Origin of the sequence: Mesorhizobium koreense, from assembly GCF_031656215.1 — a bacterium.
In the GTDB taxonomy this organism is placed as follows: Bacteria; Pseudomonadota; Alphaproteobacteria; order Rhizobiales; family Rhizobiaceae; genus Mesorhizobium_L; species Mesorhizobium_L koreense.
The window spans coordinates 2407885-2427094 of sequence record NZ_CP134228.1 but is presented as its reverse complement, the minus strand read 5'-3'; the positions used below and the strand labels follow the sequence as shown (position 1 = coordinate 2427094).

At 63.4% G+C, this 19210-nt stretch carries 20 protein-coding genes; 11 read left to right on the top strand and 9 right to left on the bottom strand.

Going from position 1 to position 19210, the window contains the following annotated elements; genetic code table 11:
* Window positions 1–2: 2 nt before the first annotated feature.
* Together RBH77_RS11515 and greA are read right to left on the bottom strand one after the other, a co-directional pair.
* Window positions 3–1088, bottom strand: a complete 1086-nt coding sequence (locus RBH77_RS11515) for a glycosyltransferase family 4 protein (RefSeq protein ID WP_311032308.1) — start codon at window positions 1086–1088, stop codon at window positions 3–5.
* Between the two features lie 32 nt (window positions 1089–1120).
* On the bottom strand, window positions 1121–1594 hold the full coding sequence (greA, locus tag RBH77_RS11510; RefSeq protein ID WP_311032513.1) for a transcription elongation factor GreA: 474 nt from the start codon (window positions 1592–1594) through the stop codon (window positions 1121–1123).
* Window positions 1595–1837: 243 nt separating this feature from the next.
* Here greA and RBH77_RS11505 point away from each other — a divergent pair, with 243 nt between their 5' ends.
* Window positions 1838–2989, top strand: coding sequence for a PQQ-dependent sugar dehydrogenase (locus RBH77_RS11505; protein ID WP_311032307.1), 1152 nt, complete (start codon window positions 1838–1840; stop codon window positions 2987–2989).
* 14 nt (window positions 2990–3003) lie between these two features.
* Here the strand turns inward: RBH77_RS11505 and RBH77_RS11500 are convergent, their stop codons facing one another.
* The gene (locus RBH77_RS11500; protein ID WP_311032306.1) at window positions 3004–3552 is read right to left on the bottom strand and encodes a tetratricopeptide repeat protein; all 549 of its coding nucleotides are present in this window, start codon (window positions 3550–3552) and stop codon (window positions 3004–3006) included.
* Between the two features lie 171 nt (window positions 3553–3723).
* Here RBH77_RS11500 and RBH77_RS11495 point away from each other — a divergent pair, with 171 nt between their 5' ends.
* The 3 genes from RBH77_RS11495 to RBH77_RS11485 all read left to right on the top strand — a co-directional run bounded on the left by RBH77_RS11495 (window position 3724) and on the right by RBH77_RS11485 (window position 6812).
* Window positions 3724–4638 carry a DMT family transporter gene (locus RBH77_RS11495; protein ID WP_311032305.1) on the top strand — a complete coding sequence of 305 codons (915 nt, stop codon included), beginning with the start codon at window positions 3724–3726 and terminating at the stop codon, window positions 4636–4638.
* A gap of 297 nt (window positions 4639–4935) precedes the next feature.
* On the top strand, window positions 4936–5520 hold the full coding sequence (locus RBH77_RS11490) for an extensin-like domain-containing protein (RefSeq protein WP_311032304.1): 585 nt from the start codon (window positions 4936–4938) through the stop codon (window positions 5518–5520).
* Between the two features lie 116 nt (window positions 5521–5636).
* Entirely contained in the window at window positions 5637–6812 is a 1176-nt protein-coding gene (locus RBH77_RS11485) for an extensin family protein (protein ID WP_311032303.1), read from the top strand.
* Between the two features lie 2 nt (window positions 6813–6814).
* Here the strand turns inward: RBH77_RS11485 and RBH77_RS11480 are convergent, their stop codons facing one another.
* Window positions 6815–7207, bottom strand: coding sequence for an acyl-CoA thioesterase (locus RBH77_RS11480; protein WP_311032302.1), 393 nt, complete (start codon window positions 7205–7207; stop codon window positions 6815–6817).
* Between the two features lie 181 nt (window positions 7208–7388).
* On the opposite strand from RBH77_RS11480, the gene RBH77_RS11475 reads away from it, so the two are divergent.
* Together RBH77_RS11475 and RBH77_RS11470 are read left to right on the top strand one after the other, a co-directional pair.
* Entirely contained in the window at window positions 7389–8468 is a 1080-nt protein-coding gene (locus RBH77_RS11475; RefSeq protein WP_311032301.1) for a Zn-dependent alcohol dehydrogenase, read from the top strand.
* Window positions 8469–8566: 98 nt separating this feature from the next.
* Window positions 8567–9781: a mandelate racemase/muconate lactonizing enzyme family protein gene (locus tag RBH77_RS11470; protein WP_311032300.1), complete on the top strand. Its 1215-nt coding sequence runs from the start codon at window positions 8567–8569 to the stop codon at window positions 9779–9781.
* Between the two features lie 3 nt (window positions 9782–9784).
* Here the strand turns inward: RBH77_RS11470 and RBH77_RS11465 are convergent, their stop codons facing one another.
* Window positions 9785–10198 carry a winged helix-turn-helix transcriptional regulator gene (locus RBH77_RS11465; RefSeq protein ID WP_311032299.1) on the bottom strand — a complete coding sequence of 138 codons (414 nt, stop codon included), beginning with the start codon at window positions 10196–10198 and terminating at the stop codon, window positions 9785–9787.
* Between the two features lie 137 nt (window positions 10199–10335).
* Here RBH77_RS11465 and RBH77_RS11460 point away from each other — a divergent pair, with 137 nt between their 5' ends.
* Window positions 10336–10971 carry an FMN-dependent NADH-azoreductase gene (locus RBH77_RS11460; protein ID WP_311032297.1) on the top strand — a complete coding sequence of 212 codons (636 nt, stop codon included), beginning with the start codon at window positions 10336–10338 and terminating at the stop codon, window positions 10969–10971.
* Window positions 10972–11197: 226 nt separating this feature from the next.
* On the opposite strand, the gene RBH77_RS11455 is transcribed toward RBH77_RS11460, so the two are convergent.
* Window positions 11198–11884 carry a 5-formyltetrahydrofolate cyclo-ligase gene (locus RBH77_RS11455; RefSeq protein ID WP_311032296.1) on the bottom strand — a complete coding sequence of 229 codons (687 nt, stop codon included), beginning with the start codon at window positions 11882–11884 and terminating at the stop codon, window positions 11198–11200.
* 332 nt (window positions 11885–12216) lie between these two features.
* Here RBH77_RS11455 and RBH77_RS11450 point away from each other — a divergent pair, with 332 nt between their 5' ends.
* Window positions 12217–13617, top strand: a complete 1401-nt coding sequence (locus RBH77_RS11450; RefSeq protein ID WP_311032295.1) for a coiled-coil domain-containing protein — start codon at window positions 12217–12219, stop codon at window positions 13615–13617.
* A 58-nt stretch (window positions 13618–13675) separates the two neighbouring features.
* Here the strand turns inward: RBH77_RS11450 and RBH77_RS11445 are convergent, their stop codons facing one another.
* From RBH77_RS11445 to RBH77_RS11435, 3 genes are all read right to left on the bottom strand, one after another.
* Complete coding sequence (locus tag RBH77_RS11445; RefSeq protein ID WP_311032294.1) at window positions 13676–14578, bottom strand: NAD-dependent epimerase/dehydratase family protein; 903 nt, start codon at window positions 14576–14578, stop codon at window positions 13676–13678.
* Window positions 14575–15390 carry a glycosyltransferase gene (locus tag RBH77_RS11440; RefSeq protein ID WP_311032293.1) on the bottom strand — a complete coding sequence of 272 codons (816 nt, stop codon included), beginning with the start codon at window positions 15388–15390 and terminating at the stop codon, window positions 14575–14577. The genes RBH77_RS11445 and RBH77_RS11440 overlap by 4 nt, the downstream gene beginning before the upstream one ends.
* A 216-nt stretch (window positions 15391–15606) precedes the next feature.
* On the bottom strand, window positions 15607–16827 hold the full coding sequence (locus RBH77_RS11435; protein ID WP_311032292.1) for an NAD-dependent epimerase/dehydratase family protein: 1221 nt from the start codon (window positions 16825–16827) through the stop codon (window positions 15607–15609).
* 246 nt (window positions 16828–17073) lie between these two features.
* Here RBH77_RS11435 and RBH77_RS11430 point away from each other — a divergent pair, with 246 nt between their 5' ends.
* The 3 genes from RBH77_RS11430 (at window position 17074) to RBH77_RS11420 (ending at window position 19171) form a co-directional block, all read left to right on the top strand.
* On the top strand, window positions 17074–17868 hold the full coding sequence (locus RBH77_RS11430; RefSeq protein ID WP_311032291.1) for a gamma-glutamyl-gamma-aminobutyrate hydrolase family protein: 795 nt from the start codon (window positions 17074–17076) through the stop codon (window positions 17866–17868).
* Between the two features lie 104 nt (window positions 17869–17972).
* A complete protein-coding gene (locus tag RBH77_RS11425) occupies window positions 17973–18467 on the top strand; it encodes a MarR family winged helix-turn-helix transcriptional regulator (protein WP_311032290.1) in 495 nt (164 codons plus the stop codon).
* Window positions 18464–19171 carry a GNAT family N-acetyltransferase gene (locus tag RBH77_RS11420; RefSeq protein WP_311032289.1) on the top strand — a complete coding sequence of 236 codons (708 nt, stop codon included), beginning with the start codon at window positions 18464–18466 and terminating at the stop codon, window positions 19169–19171. Before RBH77_RS11425 ends, RBH77_RS11420 begins: the two co-directional genes overlap by 4 nt.
* Window positions 19172–19210: the final 39 nt, after the last annotated feature.

The window sequence follows — 19210 nt, the reverse complement described above, 5'->3', positions numbered from 1 at the left end:
CTTCATGACCCGCTCTCGCCCAGCTTTCCATGACCAAGCAGCCGATAAAGCTCAATCAGCGCATCGGCCTCCCGGTCAAGCGCAAAACGCGCGTTTACATGCTCAATCGCCCGTCGGCCCGCCTCGCCCGCCCGGTCGGGCGCTGCCATATATTCCCGGACCGCCTCGGTCAGCGCATCCTGGTCTCCGGCCGGCACGACCGCACCCGTCACGCCTTCCTCGATCAGTTCGCGATAGGCGCCGGCGTCCGAAGCCACCACCGGCGTACCGGACGCCATGGCCTCCAGCGGCGTCAGGCCGAAGCCTTCGTTGCGCGAAGGCGCGACATAGAGCGAAAGGCGCCGGTACCATTGATCGACCGACGGCACCTCGCCAAGGAAGAAGATGCGGTTTGAAAGGCCTGCTTTTTCGACCTTTTCCCGCAATCCGTCGACAAAGGCCTGATGCTCCGCCGTCACGCGGCCGGTGATGATGGCGGTCCAGTCGGGGAAATCCGGCAGGAGTGCGATCATCGACTCGACGAAAAGATCCGTGCCTTTCTGGTGGCGGATGCGGCCGAAACAGCCGACCGCGAAGCGCCCCGGCAGGCCGGCGCCGGCGAATTCGTCTTCATGGGAGCGCGCCGGATGGAAACGTTCCGTGTCGATACCGTGCATGATGACGCGATGTGGCACTTCGAGGAAGGAGCCGGACCGCGCGCTTGTCGCCACCACCGCGTCCATGCGCCTTATCAGCCATTTCGTGAAAGGCTTGTGGCGCCTTTGCGCCGCCGAGGTGAACAGGAGTTTCACAGGCGCGCGGAGCACGTAGCGCAGGAATACGCCTGCCGCCATCTCGATATTGCGGCGAGCGTGCCAGATGCGGAACGGTCGCCCTTGCGGTTGGGCCAGCAAGGCCCACACCTGCGACAGACGCATTTTCGGCAGCGTGTCCGGAAGGCCCGGCCCCAGCGTCGCAATACCGATCCGCTTCGCCTGCAGCGGCACAAGCTGGACGATCGTGCTGGTGACGCCGGAAAGCCGCTTCTTGAAATTCGGCGCCACTACCTCAACGCGGCGCATATCAACGGCAGCGGGCGTCCTGTCCATGGGGAACCCCGCCGGCTGCCGGATTCCTCCCGTCAGGAAAAGCTCAGCTTGACGATCTCATAGCCGCGCGCGCCGCCCGGCGCGTTGACCTCGACCACGTCGCCGACTTCCTTGCCTATCAGTGCGCGGGCGATCGGCGAGGAGATAGAGATGCGGCCAGACTTCACATCGGCTTCCTGATCGCCGACGATCTGGTAGGTCTTCTCTTCCTCGGTGTCCTCGTCGACCAGACGGACGGTCGCGCCAAACTTTATCTTGTCGCCGGAAAGCTTTGAAACGTCGATCACTTCCGCGCGCGCCACAAAGTCCTCAAGCTCGTTGATACGGCCCTCGTTGAGGCTCTGCGCCTCCTTGGCGGCATGATACTCGGCATTCTCCGACAGGTCGCCATGCGAGCGCGCCTCCGAGATCGCCTCGATGATGCGCGGCCGCTCCTCCTGTTGGCGCCAGCGAAGTTCCTCCTTGAGCGCCTCGTGTCCCTGAGCGGTCATCGGAACCTTGTTCATCGGCATCGACCCTTCCTGTTCCTTGCTCGCGCGACCGGCCGGGGGCCGCGCGGCATAAAAAGAAAACGGCCCGCAAGCGCTGGCTAACGGAACCGTCTCACCCAAGTTCCGCCGAATATAGCAACGTTTCTGCGCTTTTCACGAAAAAAGTTTGCGCCTGAATACACTGCTCGGCCCCGTCTCGTCCGCATTCCTGCTATTGTCGGCGGCGGCGCGATCCCTATCTTGCCCTCGATGCAGCCGATGCCCTCGAATCACGCCCAATTCGTTCGTTCCGCCCTTGCTGCGGCACTTCTGCTTCTCATCACGATGCCCTCTACCGAGGCGGCAGGCAAGGTCTTCAATACGGAAAAGGTCAAGGTCCGCGCCGAGGTTCTGGCCGACGGCCTCACCCATCCGTGGGGTCTCGATTTTCTGCCCGACGGCACGGTGATCGTAACCGAGCGCCCCGGTCGCGTGCGGCTCTTTTCCGAAGGCCGCCTCTCCGATCCCCTGCCCGGCGTGCCTAAAGTGCTCTCAGGCAGCCAGGGCGGCCTGCTCGACGTGACGCTGGCGAAGGATTTCGCCCGTACCGGAACGCTCTTCCTCTCCTTCACGGAAGGTGGTCCTTCCGGCGGCGGCACGGCGGTGGCGCGTGCCAGGCTCGTCCGCGACGATAGGGGCGCAAGGCTCGAAGACACCAAGATCATCTTTTCGGTGAAGAAGAAGACGGGCACCCATCAATATGGCTCACGCATCGTGCTCGACCGCGACGGCAATCTCTTCGTCACGACAGGCGACGCCGGCCAGCCGAAGCGCGCGCAGGATCCGTTCGACGGCCAGGGTTCCGTCCTGCACATGACGCCGGACGGCGCGCCTGCGCCCGGCAATCCGTGGCCCGACGGCAAAAAGGGTCTGCCGCAGATCTGGTCGATCGGCCATCGCAATATCGATGGCGCCGCGCTCGACCCCGCAACCGGAAGGCTGTGGACGGTGGAGCACGGAGCAAGGGGCGGCGATGAGATAAACCAGCCGCAGGCCGGCAGGAATTACGGCTGGCCGGTCATCAGCTACGGCGTCAATTACGACGGCACGAAGATCGGCATCGGCACCGCCGCGCCCGGCTACGAGCAGCCGAAATTCTATTGGGATCCGTCGATCGCGCCATCGGGCCTAGCCATCTATGACGGCAGGATGTTCCCCGAATGGAAAGGCGATTTCATCGTCGGCGCGCTGAAATTCCAGCTCGTTTCACGGCTGAAGCGCGACGCTTCGGGAAAGATCGCGGAAGTGGAGCGGATGTTCAAAGGCGCCTTCGGCCGTATCCGCGACGTCAACGTCGCGCCGGACGGCTCGATCTGGCTCCTCACCGACGAGGACAATGGCGAGATCATAAGACTGTCGCGGGCCGAATAGCCCGCAAAAGCACCTTACCCGGCCTTCGACGCGGCCTCGATCTGCGCGGAAAGGACGCGGTATTCGGCGCAATCCATGCCCTTCCGCTTTTCGATCTCGGCAAGCTGGCCCTTTGCCTTCGCCATGTCACCGATCTGCAGATAGGCTTCGCCGAGATATTCCCGCACCAGCGTGTAGTTCGGGTCGATCCTCAGCGCCTCCAGATAGTAGCCGAGCCCGACATTCACCCGGCCCGACTTGCGATGCGCATAGCCGAGGAAATTCAGGATGCGCGGGTCGCGCTTGTCCGCCGCCATGGTCAGCACATTGATCGCTTCGTCGTAGCGGCCGGCATAGGCGAGGTCACGCCCGGCCTCGAAGATGCTCTCGTCGTCCAGCATGCCCTGCTTCGGCAGGACACATTTTTGCTTCTTCTTGTCCCAGACCTGATTCTTCTTGCATTTCTGCGTGGTCTTGGACGCCCCGCCTGAATCGCCGCCGCTGCCCATTGCCAGCACCGGCGAGCCAGCGAGGGAAACACCGAGTAGGATCGCCGTCGCACCGATGACCAAATGTCTGCGCATTATCGTTCTCCCCTGACCGCCCTAATTCGTCACTGCGTCCTGGAACATTGACGTCTCGCGGGTGGACCTTCATCTGTTGCGGAGATTATCACAGATCGCAGCCGAATGGATCACGCGGCCATGAAATTACCGCGAGGCGATCCGTCTGCGGCAGCCCCGACCGGAAAGTCCATGACGCGCGCACAAGCCAACCTCGTCCTTCTCCTCGCCGGAGCCATGTGGGGCATGGGCTTCGTGGCGCAATCGACCGCCATGCAGGCGATCGGACCGTTGCTCTTCATCGGCTTGCGTTTCGTGGTCGCCACCGTCGCCATGATGCCCTTTGCCATGAGGGAAGGCAGGCACGCCGCACGTCCGGTGCACAAATCCGAATGGCTGGCCTTCGCCATGATCGGGCTTTTGCTTTTCGCCGGCATGGCCGCGCAGCAGATCGGGCTCCTGACGACCTCGGTGACCAATTCCGGTTTCCTGACCGGGCTTTACGTGGTGATGGTGCCCTTCATAGCCGTCATCCTCTTTCGCCAATGGCCGCATCCGCTGGTCTGGCCGGCGGCGCTTGCCGCGCTTGCCGGCATCTGGCTGCTTTCGGGCGGCTCCATCGGCGCCTTCACGACCGGCGACTGGCTGACCATCCTTTGCGCGCTGATCTGGGCGTTACAGGTGATCTATACGGGCCGATATGCGGTGGCGAGCGGCCGGCCGGTGACGCTAGCCGTCACCCAGTTTGCCGTCTGCGGCGTGGTGGCGCTGCTCTTTGCGCTCTTCATCGAGCCGATCGGCTGGACTGCGATCCGCGCCGCGATGCCGGAAATCCTCTATGCCGGCGTGATCGCCGGCGGGGCGGCCTTCACGCTCCAGGCGGTCGGCCAGCGCTACACGACCGCACCTCAGGCCGCCATTTTCCTTTCGACCGAGGCGGTGTTCGCGGCCCTTTTCGGTGCGATCTTCCTCGGCGAGCGGCTGCCGTTCGAGGCCCTTGCCGGCTGCGGGTTGATCTTCGCCGCGATCCTGCTGGTCGAAGCGGCGCCGGCATTTCTCTCACGCCGGAGGCTCGCCACGCGCCTGACAGGCCGTAACGTCATTTGAAACGGCGGTCCGGAACCGCCTTTCGCTGAAAGCGGTTACCCCGCCATGAGGGATTTGTCGTGGGCGCGGGCAGCGCTTTTCCTGCTGGCATTGATCGTTTGCGGCGTGGGTGGCTCCGCTACGGCTGCCGCTGCGCGCCTGCCGCAGCATGCGCCGGTCCCGGAGCCGGCGCCCCGCCTGATCCCACCTTCACAAATGCCGGCTGCCGCTGAGCATGTGCCGTTGCCAAACCCGCGAGAACAGCCCGAGAGTCCGGCGACGGCGCCAGTTCCTCAACGGCGCCCGGAAGGGCCACCCGTGCGAAAAGTCATATTCCGGCCCACGCCACCCCCTCCTCCGGCGCGCTTCGCCTGCCGGGCGGATCTGCGTAAGCTCGGCGTGAAATTCGAGGAACGCGCACCCCTGTTCAATCACGACGCCGGCTGCTCGGTCCCGAACCCGATCGCCGTATCCGCCCTTTCGCAAACGGTGAAGATCGGACCCGAGGCCGTGATGAACTGCGCACTCACCGACGAACTGGCGCATTTCATCAAGGACACGGCTTCGCCGGCCGCCGAAAAGACCTTCGGCTCGCCGATCGCCTCGATCCGACAGGCTTCGGCCTATGTCTGCCGGGATCGGCACGGAACGAGCAAAATATCGGAGCACGCTTTCGGCAACGCCGTCGACATCGCGGAATTCGTGCTGAAGGACGGCACCGCAATCGAGGTAAAGGACTACCGCGACGACGACCCGAAGCGCACCGCGTTCCTGAACGAGGTACGCAAGGCCGCCTGCGGTCCGTTCCGCACCGTGCTCGGCCCCGGCGCTGACGCCGATCACAGCCTGCACTTTCACTTCGACCTCGAGCCGAGAAAGAGCAAGAGCGCCTTCTGCCAGTAAGTGTCCGCCAAGGCGCTCCGAAGCTGCCTCCTTTCCGCCGCAGCCGTAAACCCCGCGATGAGCTTTCCTTTACCCTTGGCGTCTAAAATCGTTGCCGGGACAGTCCGGGACGACCCATGTCAGTACGAGTTTGCGTATCTTTTGCCGCGCCGATCCGCGCGTACCTCCGGCGGGCGGCCGGCACCGGTTTGCTGATCGGCTCGGTGGCCTTCGCACTGGCCGGTTGCACGGCCGGCAGCGTGCTCGCACCGGTTCCCTCGGTCGATGTCGGCACGCACACCGCCGCTATTTCCGCCCCGCGTCCGTCGTCATCGCTGGTGACGCCAGCGGCCGCCGCCGAATTGCCCTCCACCGCCGAAGAAGGCGGAGCTGAAATGGTCTGGCGGACCGGTCCCGCCGGCGTCGGGGAACCAAACAGGGAAGACACCTTCACGCAATCGGGAGAGCCTCTGGGCACGGAAGCCGGCTATCCGCAACGCATGGCTGACAGAGAGCCGGCCCCTGACCCGCAGTCGGTCCAGCCCGGCTATCAGGTGCCCTTGCCGCCGCAAGCCGAAGCGACGCCGACCGGTCGCTCGGCCAATGGCCCTCGCTACGCCATGTTGCCGCCCGCTCGGCCCGGCGACATAGGGGCCTCGCGCACCTTCACGCCGCCGGCACCCGAACCGGAGGATATCCCCGAGGCGGCCCCGCCTCCGGCACCGCCGGCAGCCCGCGACCTCACCCGCCCGGACGTGATGCCCGCCGATGAGGTCTCGCTCAGGCGTGAACTGAAACGGCTCGGCGTCCGCTATGTCGACCTTCCGCCGATCCACGAGCGCCGCGTCTGCGGCATCGACTACCCCGTCAAGGTGCTGGGTCTTTCAGGCGGCATCGAACTGAAGGCGCCCGCTATCCTCAACGCCAGGATGGCGGTCACCTTCGCCAAATACGTGAAAAGGGATTTCGCCCCGGCCGTCCGCACGCGCTATTTCTCCGGCATCCAGACGATCTACACTGGCTCGACCTATTCCTGCCGCAACATGATCGGCGAATCCACGAACCATCTTTCCGAGCACGCCAAGGGCAACGCCATCGACGTGATGAAGATCAAGCTCGACAGCGGCCGTGTGATCGACGTCACCAAGCCAGGCTTTTTCTCCTTCCGGCAGAGGGGTTTCCTGAACCGCGTGCGCGCCGAGGCCTGCAATTATTTCACCACCGTCCTCGGCCCCGGCTACAACCGGGCGCACGCCAACCATTTCCACTTCGATTTGAAACAGCGGCGAAACGGCTACGTCGCCTGCCGGTAGTCTCACCCCTCGGCCGGCACCGGCTTCGGTTTCCCGTTCTTGTCCAGCGCTACCATGATGAAATCGGCGTCGGTGACCTTTTCCATCAGGTCCGACAGGTAGCGCTGCGCCCAGGCCTCGACCTTCAGCGTCATGGAGGTGCGGCCGACGCGCTCGATATGCGTATAGATGCAAAGCGTGTCGCCGATCTTCATCGGCTTGGCGAAGGACATCTCCTTGACCGCCGCCGTCACCACCCGGCCCTTGGCCCGCTCGGCGGCGCGGATACCGCAGGCAAGGTCCATCTGCGCCATGACCCAGCCGCCGAAGATGTCGTTGGCGGCGTTGGCGTCGGACGGCATGGCGAGCGTCCGGATCGTCAATTCGCCCAGCGGTTTCTCTTCCATATCGGCCATTCCCTCGCCTCGGTTTCGTTCAGGCTGTAAGTCGGCTCCTCGCAACGGTCAATGGCACCGTGACGCGGAACCGCACGCTGGCGAAAAGCCGACGCCGCATGCCGCATTTTCTGTACGCGCCTGCTTGCCCGCTATCTAGATTGCCGCCATTGTCCGCGCCTCGAAGCAGGAGCCTCCTCAGATGAAAGCCGCCGTCTGCCACGAATTCGGCAAGCCTCTTGTGATCGAGGAGATCAACCTTGCCAAGCCAGGCCCCGGTGAGGTGCTGGTGGACATCAGGGCCTGCGCCATCTGCCATTCCGATATTTTTTTCGCCGAGGGCGCATGGGGCGGCGACCTGCCGGCCGTCTACGGACACGAAGCCGCCGGTGTCGTCGCGGCGACCGGAACCGGCGTCTCGCGCGTCAAACCGGGCGACCATGTAGTGGTCACCCTGATCCGCTCTTGCGGCCACTGCCATTATTGCCGGCAGGGCAGCGAGGTCATGTGTGAGGAGGTCTTTGCGCGTGACACAAAAGGTCCGCTCTCCGGCGCGGACGGCCGCCCCTATGTCCAGGCCATGCATACCGGCGCCTTCGCCGAGCGCGTCTTGACGCATGAAAGCCAGATGGTGGCGATTCCGAAGGATGTGCCTTTCGACGCCGCCTCGCTGCTCGCCTGCGGCGTCATCACCGGCTATGGCGCGGTGGTCAACACGGCAAAGGTGAAGCCCGGCCATCATGTCGCCGTTGTCGGCTGCGGTGGCGTCGGGCTGAACAGCGTGCAGGGCGCGGCGATCGCCGGCGCTGGCATCATCGTCGCCGTCGATCTCGCCGACGACAAGTTGGAGGCAGCCAAGCGCTTCGGCGCGACCCATGCCGTCAATCCGAAGAAGGACGATGCGACAAAGGCGATCAAGGCGCTGACCCAGGGGCGCGGCGTCGACTTCGTCTTCGTCACGGTCGGCGCGAAAGCGGCCTTCGACCGCGCCTTCGACTATATCACGAAGAATGGCACGGTCGTCATCGTCGGCATGCCGCCTTCCGGCGTCATGGCCGAATATGACCCAGGCACCGTGGCCGCATGGAACCAGAAGATACTCGGCTCGAAGATGGGAGAAACCCGCGTCGCGACCGACATTCCAGAGTTGGTGGACCTCTACCGCGCCGGCCGGCTGAAGCTCGACGAACTCATCACCGCCCGCTACCCGCTGGAGCGCATCAACGAGGCGATCGCCGAGGTGAATGCTGGAAAGGCGCTGAGGAATGTGATCGTGTTTTAAGGGAGTAAGGCAATAAGAACTAGCGGAAAGGTGCGGCAGCACCTCCACTGCCCTAATGCCTTAAATGCCCTATTGCCCCTGCCGCTCCGGAGCGCCAAATGAAAATCACCGACGTCAAAACCTTTATCGTCGGCAATCCGCCGCCGCAGATCGGCGGGCGCTATTTCATCTTCGTCAGGCTGACGACCGACGGCAACGTCGTCGGCTATGGCGAGGCCTACAACGCCACCTTCGGCCCCGAGACCACCGCGCGCATGATCGAGGATTGTGCGGCGCGCCACCTCGTCGGCCGCGATCCGCACGACATCGAGAGCTTCTTCCGCCGCGCCTATTCCTCCGGCTTCACGCAACGTCCGGACGTATCGATGATGGGCTGCGTCTCGGCGCTCGAAATGGCCTGCTGGGACATCATCGGCAAGGAGGCCGGCAAGCCGGTCTACAAGCTTCTCGGCGGCCAGGTGCATGAGCGGCTGCGTTCCTACACCTATCTCTATCCGCAGACCGGCAGCGTCTATCCCGGCGAGACGGACAGCCTGAAGAATGTCTACAACGACCCCGATCTCGCCGCCCTATGCGCGCTCGAATATGTCAAACAGGGCTTCAACGCCGTCAAGCTTGACCCGGCCGGCCCTTACACCGCCTTCGACGGCCACCAGCCGCGCCTCACCGACATCGACCTTTCGGCCCGTATGTTGAAGGCGATACGTGAAGCAGTCGGCACGAAGGCCGACATATTGTTCGGCACGCACGGCCAGTTCACGGCGTCCGGCGCACGACGCATGGCACGCGCCATCGAGCCTTACGACCCGCTCTGGTTCGAGGAGCCGGTGCCGCCGGACATGCCCGAAGTGATGGCCGAGGTCGCGCGCTGGACCTCCATCCCGATCGCCACCGGCGAGCGGTTGACGACGAAATGGGAGTTTGCACGCGTCATCGAGCACAAGGCGGCAAGCATCCTCCAGCCCGATCTCGGCCGCTCAGGCGGCATTCTCGAAACGAAAAAGATCGCCGCGATGGCCGAGGCCCATCACATCCAGATCGCGCCGCACTGCTATTGCGGGCCGATCGTTGGCGCCGCCAACATCCAGCTAGCCGCTACCCTGCCCAATTTCCTCATATTGGAGTCGATCAAGACCTGGGATGGCTTCCACGCGAAACTCTTGAAGAAGAAAATCGGCTGGCAGGACGGCTGGGTCATCCCGCCGAAGGAACCGGGCCTCGGCGTCGAACTCGACGAGGCGGTCTGCGAAGCACATCCATGGAAGGGCGATACGCTGCATCTGGAGATGGCGCCCGACCCGCTGTTTCCGTGAGGCTCAGCGCCCTCCCCCGCCGGCACCAATCAGCCGGGGCGGCACCGATTCCATAGTGGCACGATCGAAGCTGTCGCGGGCGTCTTCCACCTGTTGACGATGTGTCGTCGCCCATTCACCGATGGTGTGCAGCGGCCCAATCAGAGTGCGGCCAAGCTCGGTCAGTTCGTAGTCCACGCGCGGCGGGATCGACGGCGTCACCGTGCGCGTCACGAAACCGTCTCGCTCCAGCCCGCGCAGCGTAAGTGTCAGCATTCGCTGCGAAATCCCGTTAATCATGCGCTTGATCTCGGTGAAGCGCCTGGGTCCGTCGGAAAGACTGCGAACCACGAACACCGTCCATTTGTCGCCGATCCTGGCCAGGACATCGGCCACCGCCCGGCAGTTCGGGGTTACAAGATTGTCACCGTGTTCCAAAAAAGTGCCTCCTTGCGCCTTCCTCTTCGGTATCTAATTTAGCATCGGTTCTTGTTTGTTACCAGTATCAAACTTGTAACCAACGAAATCAAAGTAAGCGGCCCCTCCCAAAGCCGCCACCGAAAAGGAAGACCTTCATGTCCAGTACTCTTCTCGTTCTATCCAGCCCGCGCGGCGAAGCCTCGTTGTCAACCAAGGTGGCACGGACCCTCGCAGGATCGATCGCCGACAAAAGCGGCGGATCGCTGACCGTACGCGATCTCGGTGCCAATCCGCCCGCCCATATCGACAGCGAGTTCGTCGTCGCCGCGACCGCACCTTCTGATGAACCGACCGCTGCGCAAAAGGCAGCCGCCGAAGAATCCGACAAGCTGATCGCGGAGATCGCTGCCGCCGACACAGTGATCATCGGCGCGGCCATGATCAACTTCGCCATCACCTCGCCGCTGAAGAGCTGGTTCGACCGCATCGCCGTGCGCGGCAAGTCGTTCCGCTACACAGAAAGCGGCCCGGAAGGCTTGCTAAAGGACAAGAAAGCCTATGTCGTGATGGCGAGCGCCGGCATCTATTCCGACGGGCCGACCAAAGCGATCGACTTCGCCTCGCCCTATATCCGGCATATGCTCGGCTTCATCGGCATCACCGACGTCGAATTCATCCGCGTCGAGGGCCTGGCCTTCGGCGAGGAAGCCGCCCAGAAGGCGATCAGCGGAGCCTTGGAATGCGCCGGCGCGCTAGCCAAAACGCACAATCAGGCAGCCATCGCCGCCTGATCTCGCATACGGTAAAAAAGATCCCCCGCTCCGTCCCGCTTCGCGGGCCACCTCTCCCCCACTTTCGTGGGGGCGAGGAAAGGGGCCAGGCCTTACGGTCGGCGCTTCCTCTCCCCCGTCGAGCGGGGGAGAGCTGGATCGGCGAAGCCGAGACGGAGTGGGGGTCGAACCTCAAAGGCGGTCACCCTCCCGATTGCACGGAGAAGATGCGGCGCCTCTACTCTCCCTACCGCCGGTCGGAAACCACGCCCTTCTCGGTGACGATGGCGTCCATCGGGATATCGTGCGCCTGCGGATAGATGGTCGGCAGCGCGCATGAGCCATAGCCGATGCCGATGACAAGCGGTTTCCTCGGCAGCGATGCGAGCGTCCGGTCGAAGAAGCCACCTCCGTAGCCGAGCCGGTAGTTCGAGCGATCGTAACCGACGAGCGGCGCGATCACGATATCCGGGAAAACCGGATCGCCTTCCGCTGGGATGGGAATGTTCCAGACGCCGCGCTCCAGTTTTTCGCCCTGCTTCCATTCTCGGAAGACGAGCGGCTGGCCTTTCGCCACAACGAGCGGCAGCGCGGTGCGCCCGCCTCTGTCCACGATCGCCTGGCCCCACGGCCTGAGATCGGGCTCGCCGCGGAACGGCCAGTAATAGCTGGCGAGCCTGCCACCGACGTCGCCGATCAGCGCATTGATGCCGGCCGCTATGCCTTCCGTCATCGCCGCGCGGTCCGCCGCGCTGACCGCCAACCGCGCCTCGATCTGGCGCTGCCTTTCCGCCTTGCGCCAACGATAGACGTCCGCCGCGGCCTGGGCGTCGGCAGACGTCGGCACGCGGTAATCCTCTGTCAATTCATGCATGAAGCAGGGGGGCGAGGCATATTCCGCCGTGCCGCTCCTGTCTTCCTCTTCCTCGCCCATTCCTACGCCTTTTGGTCAGTTTTCCGCCCGAATGTAGACTTTTTCGACGGCCGCGCCATCTTCAACGCGACGGGATTGGCTGCGACGGCGTCAAGCCGCAGGAGCTGCCGCCGCAACAAAGGCCAAGTCGGACATGCCTAAATGTTTATTAAAATCGAGGGATTCTACGTCAGCCGCAAGAAGGGCCGAAGCAGGAAAGCGTAGAAATTTACTATACTTGGCGATGCGTCCGGCGCGAACCTTCCGTTCACAAAAGATCGGCTGTAGTAACAGGGTTACCAATTCCTGAATAAATTCGGAACACGGCGGTGTTCCTGCCAAGGGGTGAAGTGATGAATCTGATGGGTATGCTCAAACGCGGCGACAAGCTGGACAAGGCTTTCGAGGAACTCCAGACAGGCATGCTGGATGTGCTCGACGAGGACCTTTTCAGCCTGCCGGATACGGCGCAGCCCACGGAAGACAATGCCGTTTCCGAAGAAACAACTGTGGCGGAAGAAGTCAAGCCTGATGGACGTTTCGCCGATGGGCGTCCTGAGGAACAGCAGGAGCCTGCCGTCCGGCTTACTTCTTACGCGCAGGGCCGGATGGCGGCGCTGGAATCGCTCGAAGAGCTTCACCGCAACGCGCACGACCATCTCGAAAGCGTCGGCTCGGGCCTTGCCGAGATCATCACGTCCCATCATCTCACCCGCGAGTTCCTCAACGCCGTCCATTCCGATATCCATCGCGCCAGCGAACTCGAGGCGGCGAGCAACACGCTCTCGGCGGAAAACCGCAAGCTCTCCGAGCAGCTTCACGACGCTCTCAAGAAGCACCAGGAACTGGAGACGGCGCTGGAAGCGCTGCGCCGCCGCGAAACTGGCCTGCTGCAGGATCGCGACGCACTGCGGATCGAGCTTTCCAGCCTCAAGCTTGAGAATGTCGAGCTCGGCAACAATCTGTCCCGGACCGAATCCGAGCGCGGCGATCTGGTGAAGACGCTCTCCACGCGCACCGTCGAGGCCGAACGGCGCCTGCGTGAGAACGAGATGTTGCGCGAAAAGCAGGTCAATCTGTCGATCGACCTCGAAAAGGCGCTGAAGCGTGAGACGGAGTTGCGGCGCAAGTTCGACGAGCTTTCCGCCAGCCATTCCAACGAGACCACGCGTCATCGCGAGACGCAGGCGGCGCTCACCAGAACCGACAAGGAGATCATCCGGCTGCAGAAGCAGGCCGAGATAGCCGAGGCAAGGCAGGCGGAACTCCACGAAGCCGCCATCGCCCGCGAGGCCGAGAGCGAAGCGGAAGCAAAGCGCGGCATGGCTGAGATCCGTGGTCTGAAGGAAGAGATACAGAGCCTGCACACGCGCCTCGAAACCGCCTCCGCCGGCCAGGCCGACGCGGGCGAGGAGATCGCCCGGCTGAAGTCGCAGCTCGACGACATGACCACCGAGAAGCAGATCGCGCAGGAGATGATCGCCACGCTGAAACGGGAGAGCGAGGCCGACAAGAAGAGCCTCGCCGCCCTCGGCGCCGAACGGTCGGAAATGTCCGGAATGGAGAAACTGGAAGGCGAAATCGCCAACCTGACCGGTCAGATCGCCAAGCTGAAAGCCGAGGTCAAGGAATTGCAGCCCTATCAGCGGCTCTATCGCGAAGCCAAGGCCAAGCTCCAGGCCGCGAACACCTCGGAAGCCGAGGAACCCGGCACCAGGAAGAAGCACCACGCCGAGGCCGCCAACAAGGGCTGAAGGCGGCAATACCCGACTATTCGACGACAGCGAAGGCTCCGCGAGCCTTCGCTGTTTGTCATTCCGGGCCCCGATTGGCCAAAGAGCTTCGTAGGAACTCCGCAAGCTTCACCCGCCCGCCCGGTTGCCAGCCAAGCGCCCGCAGCTTCTCGCAGGACATGACGTTCAGCGTCGAACAGTCCGCAGCAGCGGGCAGAGGCTTTGCAACGCCGGTGATCTCGCCAACCATCTCCAGTAATTCCCGTCGATCGACGATTATATCCGAGACGTTGAAGACTTCGCCTGACACCGTCGCGGATGTAGAAAGCGTGAGCGAGACAGCGGATGCCACGTCCTCACCATGCACTTCGGTGCCGGCGCGGGGTGCGATTTCCCACCCCGCCCGCCAATCGTCGAAAAGATCGGCCCATTTGTGCCGGCGGCCTTCGCCGGCTGGTCCGTAAACGCCGGTGATCCTGAGGACGACCGGCCAAAAACCTTCCCCTGCCATCGCCAGGATTTCGCGTTCCGCCGCCAGCTTCACCTCGCCATAGAGCGTGTCCGGATGCGGCACTGTTTCCTCGGTCAGCACCGCCCCTGGCTCCTGCACGCCATAAACCGCACGGCTCGACAGGAAGACGGCGCGGCGGACGCCCGCCTCCTTGGCCGCGCGAAAGAAGGCGGCTGTGCCGAGATGGTTGCGCCGGCGAAAGCCTTCCGCGTCACCGCCCTCACCGCCCCTGTATCGACCCGGCAGATGGTCGAAGGCGGCGTGGACGAAATAATCGACCCCTGAAAATACGGCGGAGAAATCCGATTCCGGATCAAGTGCTTGCGGTACGAACTGGACAGACCGCGAGAAGAATTTATCCACGGGCGGCGTCCGCCCGGTAATCCGGACCGACATCCCTTCGCCAATCAGCCTTTCGACGATGAAACGGCCGACGAAACCACTGCCACCGGAGACGAGCGCTAACGTCACGGCCCGCCCATCGGGTTGGGCAGGCTGGCCGTCTCCGGAATCCCCTCACCGCTGTAATAGGCTCGCCAGAGATCGACCAGCGGCTGCAGCCTGTCGGCCTTGGCGTGGTCCTCCCACGGCTTCTCATACTGGTAGTGCAGCACCGAAATCGACTTCCAATCCCAGAGGTCGGGCAGGTTGAACCAGACATATTGCAGCATGTTGAAGTAAACCGGCAGCCCATGCCAGTCAGGAAAGAAGTCTTGCAGGAAGGTCTGGTCGGTACGCCGCCAGAAGGCTTCCGGCCGGTCGAGCCTTTCCAGCATCGCCAAAAACGTCGCCTCCGAGGGTCGGGCCACGAACACGCCGGAGTTGAGTCGGCGAAAATCGGCAAGGCTCTCATAGACGTTCGGCGCGGCGGAAAACTCGGGATAGGAAAAGAGTCGATCGATATTCTTCAGTACCAGCACATCGGCATCGAGGAAGACGATCTTCTCATATCCGGCCATTTGCCAGAGCCTGAGCTTGGCGAAATTGTCGAGCGGCGTATGGAAAGCCGGCTTCTCACCCTTGGTGAAGGGCGCCGCCTCGTGCTGGCGCGCGCGGGAATGGCGCGCGTTGAAGGCGTCGGAAGTCGGCAGGAGTTCGACCGGCGCCAGACGCGCGCCGAGCGCCGCCACCGGCGCCAGTACCTCCCCCGATACGCCACCCGTATGCATGACCACGATGCCGGCTTGCGTGTCCGTCCGCATCAGCGAACGCACCAACGCCACCGCGCCCCTGGCGTAGTCGGCATTGGTGACGAGGGTGACATAGGCGTGAGCCTTGGTCATCGAGCGCCAAGGGGCGCCTTTTCACCCCCCTCTGCCTTGCCAGGCATCTCCCCCTCAAGGGGGGAGATCATGCCGGCCGCATGCTCGGGCGCTCTTCCTGTGACGTTTATGATTGGCGAAAGCGACCGCGAAGGCTGATCTCCCCCCTTGAGGGGGAGATGGCCGGCAGGCCAGAGGGGGGTGCTCAAGCGAAAAGCCCTGCCGACACCGCCCCCTTTACCCTACGCTCTTCAGCCGCTTGCCTTCCGGGTCGCGTTCGAGCGTCGACGCGAGATCGCGCGTCCAGGCAGATACTGCGGGAATACGCGAACGATCGACGCGATAGGCGAACTTTTTCGCCACGTCCACAACCTCCGTCAAAAGCCCCTCGGCGAGCGTCGTCGGCTCCAGTCCAAGCGCGAGGAACTGGTCGTTCTTCACCACGAGATCATTCTCCGCCGCCTCCTTGCGCGGGTTGGGCAGATAGGCCATCCGCGCCCCGGTGATGCGTGAGATCAGTTCGGCGAGATCACGCACACGATGGGTCTCCGTCATCTGGTTGAATATCCTGACGCGTTCGCCGCGCTTCGGCGCGTTCTTCAGCGCAAGCTCGATGCAGCGCACCGAATCCTGGATATGGATGAAGGCGCGGGTCTGTCCGCCCGTACCATGCACGGTGAGCGGATAGCCGATCGCCGCCTGTATGAGGAAGCGGTTGAGCACCGTGCCGTAATCGCCGTCATAGTCGAAGCGATTGACGAGTTGCGCGTGCAGCCGCGTTTCCTCCGTATGCGTACCCCAGACGATGCCCTGGTGCAGATCGGTGATCCGCACGCCATCGTTCTTCGCGTAGAACTGGAAGAGAAGTTGATCGAGGCATTTCGTCATGTGATAGATCGAGCCGGGGTTGGCCGGGTAGAGGATCTCCTGGTCGACAATCTCGCCGTCCAGCCGCTCGATGCCGACCGGCAGATAGCCTTCCGGGATAGCGGCGCCTACCGTCGAATAGCCGTAGACGCCCATCGTGCCGAGATGGATGAGATGCGCGTCGAGATCGAGTTCGACCAGCGCGTTGAGCAGATTGTGCGTGGCGTTGACGTTGTTGTTGACAGTGTAGTTCTTGTGTCGGTCGCTCTTCATCGAATAAGGCGCGGCGCGCTGCTCCGCGAAATGGATGACGGCGTCGGGCCGGTTTTCGCCGAGCCAACGTTTCAGAACCTCGTAGTCCCGCGCGAGGTCGATCAGATGGAAGCGGATGCGCCGCCCTGTCTCCAGATGCCAGATGCGCGTCCGCTCCTGGATGGAATCCATCGGGGTCAGCGACTGCACGCCAAGCTCCGTATCGATCCAGCGGCGCGAGAGATTGTCGAGAATGTGGATTTCGTGACCGCGTGCAGAAAGATGAAGCGAGGTAGGCCATCCGATGAAGCCGTCGCCGCCCAGAACCGCGATTTTCATCGAATCACCCTCTTTCGTTGCAGTCGACCGTCATTAGAACCGTATTGTGACAGCAAATGTAGGGCATGCGCGGGCGGCGGCGACAAGCAGAGCGCGCGCAGGTTCTGAACACTCCATCCTCGACGCGCCCCTTGTCCGTCGGCGTTTGCGGGAGTATCCCCCAAAAAGCTGGGTGTTCGGCCCTTTCGGCCGCTTGATTCGCGGTCGTATATTTCTGCGGGCGGGCACAAGGCCGAAGGAGCGACGATGAAAAGACCCGTGATCGGCGTCATCGGCAACACGCATGTGGTGGAAAACCGCTTCAGCGTGCAGATGGCGGGCGAGCGCAACCTTTGCGCGGTGGCGGAAGTGGCTGGCGCGCTGCCGCTGGTCTTCGCGGGGAACCCGAAGATCACCCACATCCCCGATCTGCTCGACACGGTCGACGGCATCGTGCTTACCGGCGCCCGGGCCAATGTGCACCCCACCCGCTTCAACACCGAGCCAACCGCCAAATACGAACCCTATGACGAGGCGCGTGACGCGCTGGCGCTGCCGCTTATCGAGGCCTGCGTGGAACGCGGCGTGCCCGTTTTCGGCATCTGTCGCGGCTTCCAGGAGATGAATGTCGCCTTCGGCGGCTCGCTCCACCCCGAAATCCGCGAATTGCCGGGCCATATCAACCATCGCATGCCGAGGCTGGAGAACGGCGAAATCCATCCCGACCCGACCGTCGTCTTCGCCGACCGCCATGAGGTGCGGCTGACGCCCGGCGGCGTCTTCGCACGGCTGTTCAGGCGCGACACGATCAAGGTCAACTCGCTGCACGGCCAGGGGATTCTCCAGCTTGGCCGTCGCGTCATCGCGGAAGGTATTGCGGAAGACAGCACGATCGAGGCAATCCGCATCGAGGGCGCTTCGGACTTCGCGCTCGGCGTCCAATGGCATGCCGAGTACGATCCGGCCACCAACCCGATCAACCGCGCCCTGTTCGAAGCCTTCGGCGCCGCCGTCAGGGCGCGCGCCAGCGGCGATCTGCGCGGCCGGCAGGCGGCGGAATAGCCTTCCTCCCATCGATTGCGTCCGCGGCCCTGTAGCCGCACTCCTCTGTTGCACATTTATATAAGATGTTATATAAATAACTATACTTTTCTGGAATATACATCATGACCGAAGATATCGTCCGCTCGCTCGGCTATCTGCCGCTCGGCAGCCGTTTCCGCCGGATCGGTGAGCGGCTCCAGGCCGATACGCAACGCATCCTCGACCAATCCGGGCTGCCCTTGCTGGCGAGCCACCATCCTTTCCTTGCCGCGCTCGATCGGCTGGGTCCGCTGACCATCGGCGAGTTGGCCGAGGCGGTGGGCGTCACCCAGCCTGGCGCGACACGCAGCATCGGCCAGTTGGCAGGGCTTGGCCTAGTCCGGTCGCGGGTGGCGCCCGACGACCAGCGTCGCCGCATCGTCTCCTTGACGGACGTGGGAAAGACCCTCGTCGATAGCGCCAAGGCCACGGTCTGGCCACTCGTCGAGCGCGCCGTCGCCGATCTGTGCAGCCGGCTCGAAGGCTCACTTCTCGATCAGCTTGCCGCCCTGGAAGACGGCCTCGCTGAAAAGCCGCTCTACCGCCGCATGCCAAAACCGGAACAGGCAAAGAAATGATACACCTCCTCGATCGCCCCGTGTGGAGCGCGCTCAGTTCACGTCACGCCTCGCTTGCCGAAGGCGGCGCCCTCGCCCGCCGCTACCCCACTGCGATCGTGCCTTTCGCCTCGACAGTTGATGACGGACGTGAAAGCCTCGCCGAGCTCGCCGCACTGGTGAGGCCCGGCGAAACGATCTACATGGCGCAGGCCGATCCGATCGCTCTCCCGCCCGAACTGAGCGCGACCGTCACCGCCGCTGCGGTGCAGATGTTGGCCGAAAGGCCGATCGAGAGTGCGGCCGACGCCCGCATCCGCGCCCTTGGTTCTGCCGACGCGGCGGAAATGGTGGAACTGGCAATATTGACGAAGCCTGGTCCCTTTACGCTCCACGCCATGGATTTGGGCGAATTCTTCGGCATTCGGATGGATGGCCGGCTGGCGGCGATGGCGGGCGAACGCATGAAGCAGGTCGGCTTCACCGAATTGAGCGGCGTCTGCGTCCACCCTGATTTTCGCGGCCGCGGCCTCGCACGCCTGCTCTCGCTCTTTGTCGCCGGCCACATCGCCGGGCGCGGCGAAACGGCCTATCTCCATGTCTACGCCGACAACAGAGCGGCCATTCGGCTTTACGAGCAGATTGGCTTCAGGTCGAGGACCGAAATGAACATTGCCGTCGTCTGCAATCCCGTCCGCCCGCTCGACCGTGCCGCTCCCGACTAGACGATATGGCGTACATTCAGTGGAATCGAGGCCGGCCGG

Excerpts from the sequence above, each read along its gene's own strand:
- RBH77_RS11515 (WP_311032308.1), bottom strand. The coding sequence starts at position 1,088 with ATGGACAGGACGCCCGCTGCCGTTGATATGCGCCGCGTTGAGGTAGTG.
- greA (WP_311032513.1), bottom strand. The coding sequence starts at position 1,594 with ATGAACAAGGTTCCGATGACCGCTCAGGGACACGAGGCGCTCAAGGAG.
- RBH77_RS11505 (WP_311032307.1), top strand. The coding sequence starts at position 1,838 with ATGCCCTCGAATCACGCCCAATTCGTTCGTTCCGCCCTTGCTGCGGCA.
- RBH77_RS11500 (WP_311032306.1), bottom strand. The coding sequence starts at position 3,552 with ATGCGCAGACATTTGGTCATCGGTGCGACGGCGATCCTACTCGGTGTT.
- RBH77_RS11495 (WP_311032305.1), top strand. The coding sequence starts at position 3,724 with ATGACGCGCGCACAAGCCAACCTCGTCCTTCTCCTCGCCGGAGCCATG.
- RBH77_RS11485 (WP_311032303.1), top strand. The coding sequence starts at position 5,637 with ATGTCAGTACGAGTTTGCGTATCTTTTGCCGCGCCGATCCGCGCGTAC.
- RBH77_RS11480 (WP_311032302.1), bottom strand. The coding sequence starts at position 7,207 with ATGGCCGATATGGAAGAGAAACCGCTGGGCGAATTGACGATCCGGACG.
- RBH77_RS11475 (WP_311032301.1), top strand. The coding sequence starts at position 7,389 with ATGAAAGCCGCCGTCTGCCACGAATTCGGCAAGCCTCTTGTGATCGAG.
- RBH77_RS11470 (WP_311032300.1), top strand. The coding sequence starts at position 8,567 with ATGAAAATCACCGACGTCAAAACCTTTATCGTCGGCAATCCGCCGCCG.
- RBH77_RS11460 (WP_311032297.1), top strand. The coding sequence starts at position 10,336 with ATGTCCAGTACTCTTCTCGTTCTATCCAGCCCGCGCGGCGAAGCCTCG.
- RBH77_RS11455 (WP_311032296.1), bottom strand. The coding sequence starts at position 11,884 with ATGGGCGAGGAAGAGGAAGACAGGAGCGGCACGGCGGAATATGCCTCG.
- RBH77_RS11450 (WP_311032295.1), top strand. The coding sequence starts at position 12,217 with ATGAATCTGATGGGTATGCTCAAACGCGGCGACAAGCTGGACAAGGCT.
- RBH77_RS11440 (WP_311032293.1), bottom strand. The coding sequence starts at position 15,390 with ATGACCAAGGCTCACGCCTATGTCACCCTCGTCACCAATGCCGACTAC.
- RBH77_RS11435 (WP_311032292.1), bottom strand. The coding sequence starts at position 16,827 with ATGAAAATCGCGGTTCTGGGCGGCGACGGCTTCATCGGATGGCCTACC.
- RBH77_RS11430 (WP_311032291.1), top strand. The coding sequence starts at position 17,074 with ATGAAAAGACCCGTGATCGGCGTCATCGGCAACACGCATGTGGTGGAA.
- RBH77_RS11425 (WP_311032290.1), top strand. The coding sequence starts at position 17,973 with ATGACCGAAGATATCGTCCGCTCGCTCGGCTATCTGCCGCTCGGCAGC.
- RBH77_RS11420 (WP_311032289.1), top strand. The coding sequence starts at position 18,464 with ATGATACACCTCCTCGATCGCCCCGTGTGGAGCGCGCTCAGTTCACGT.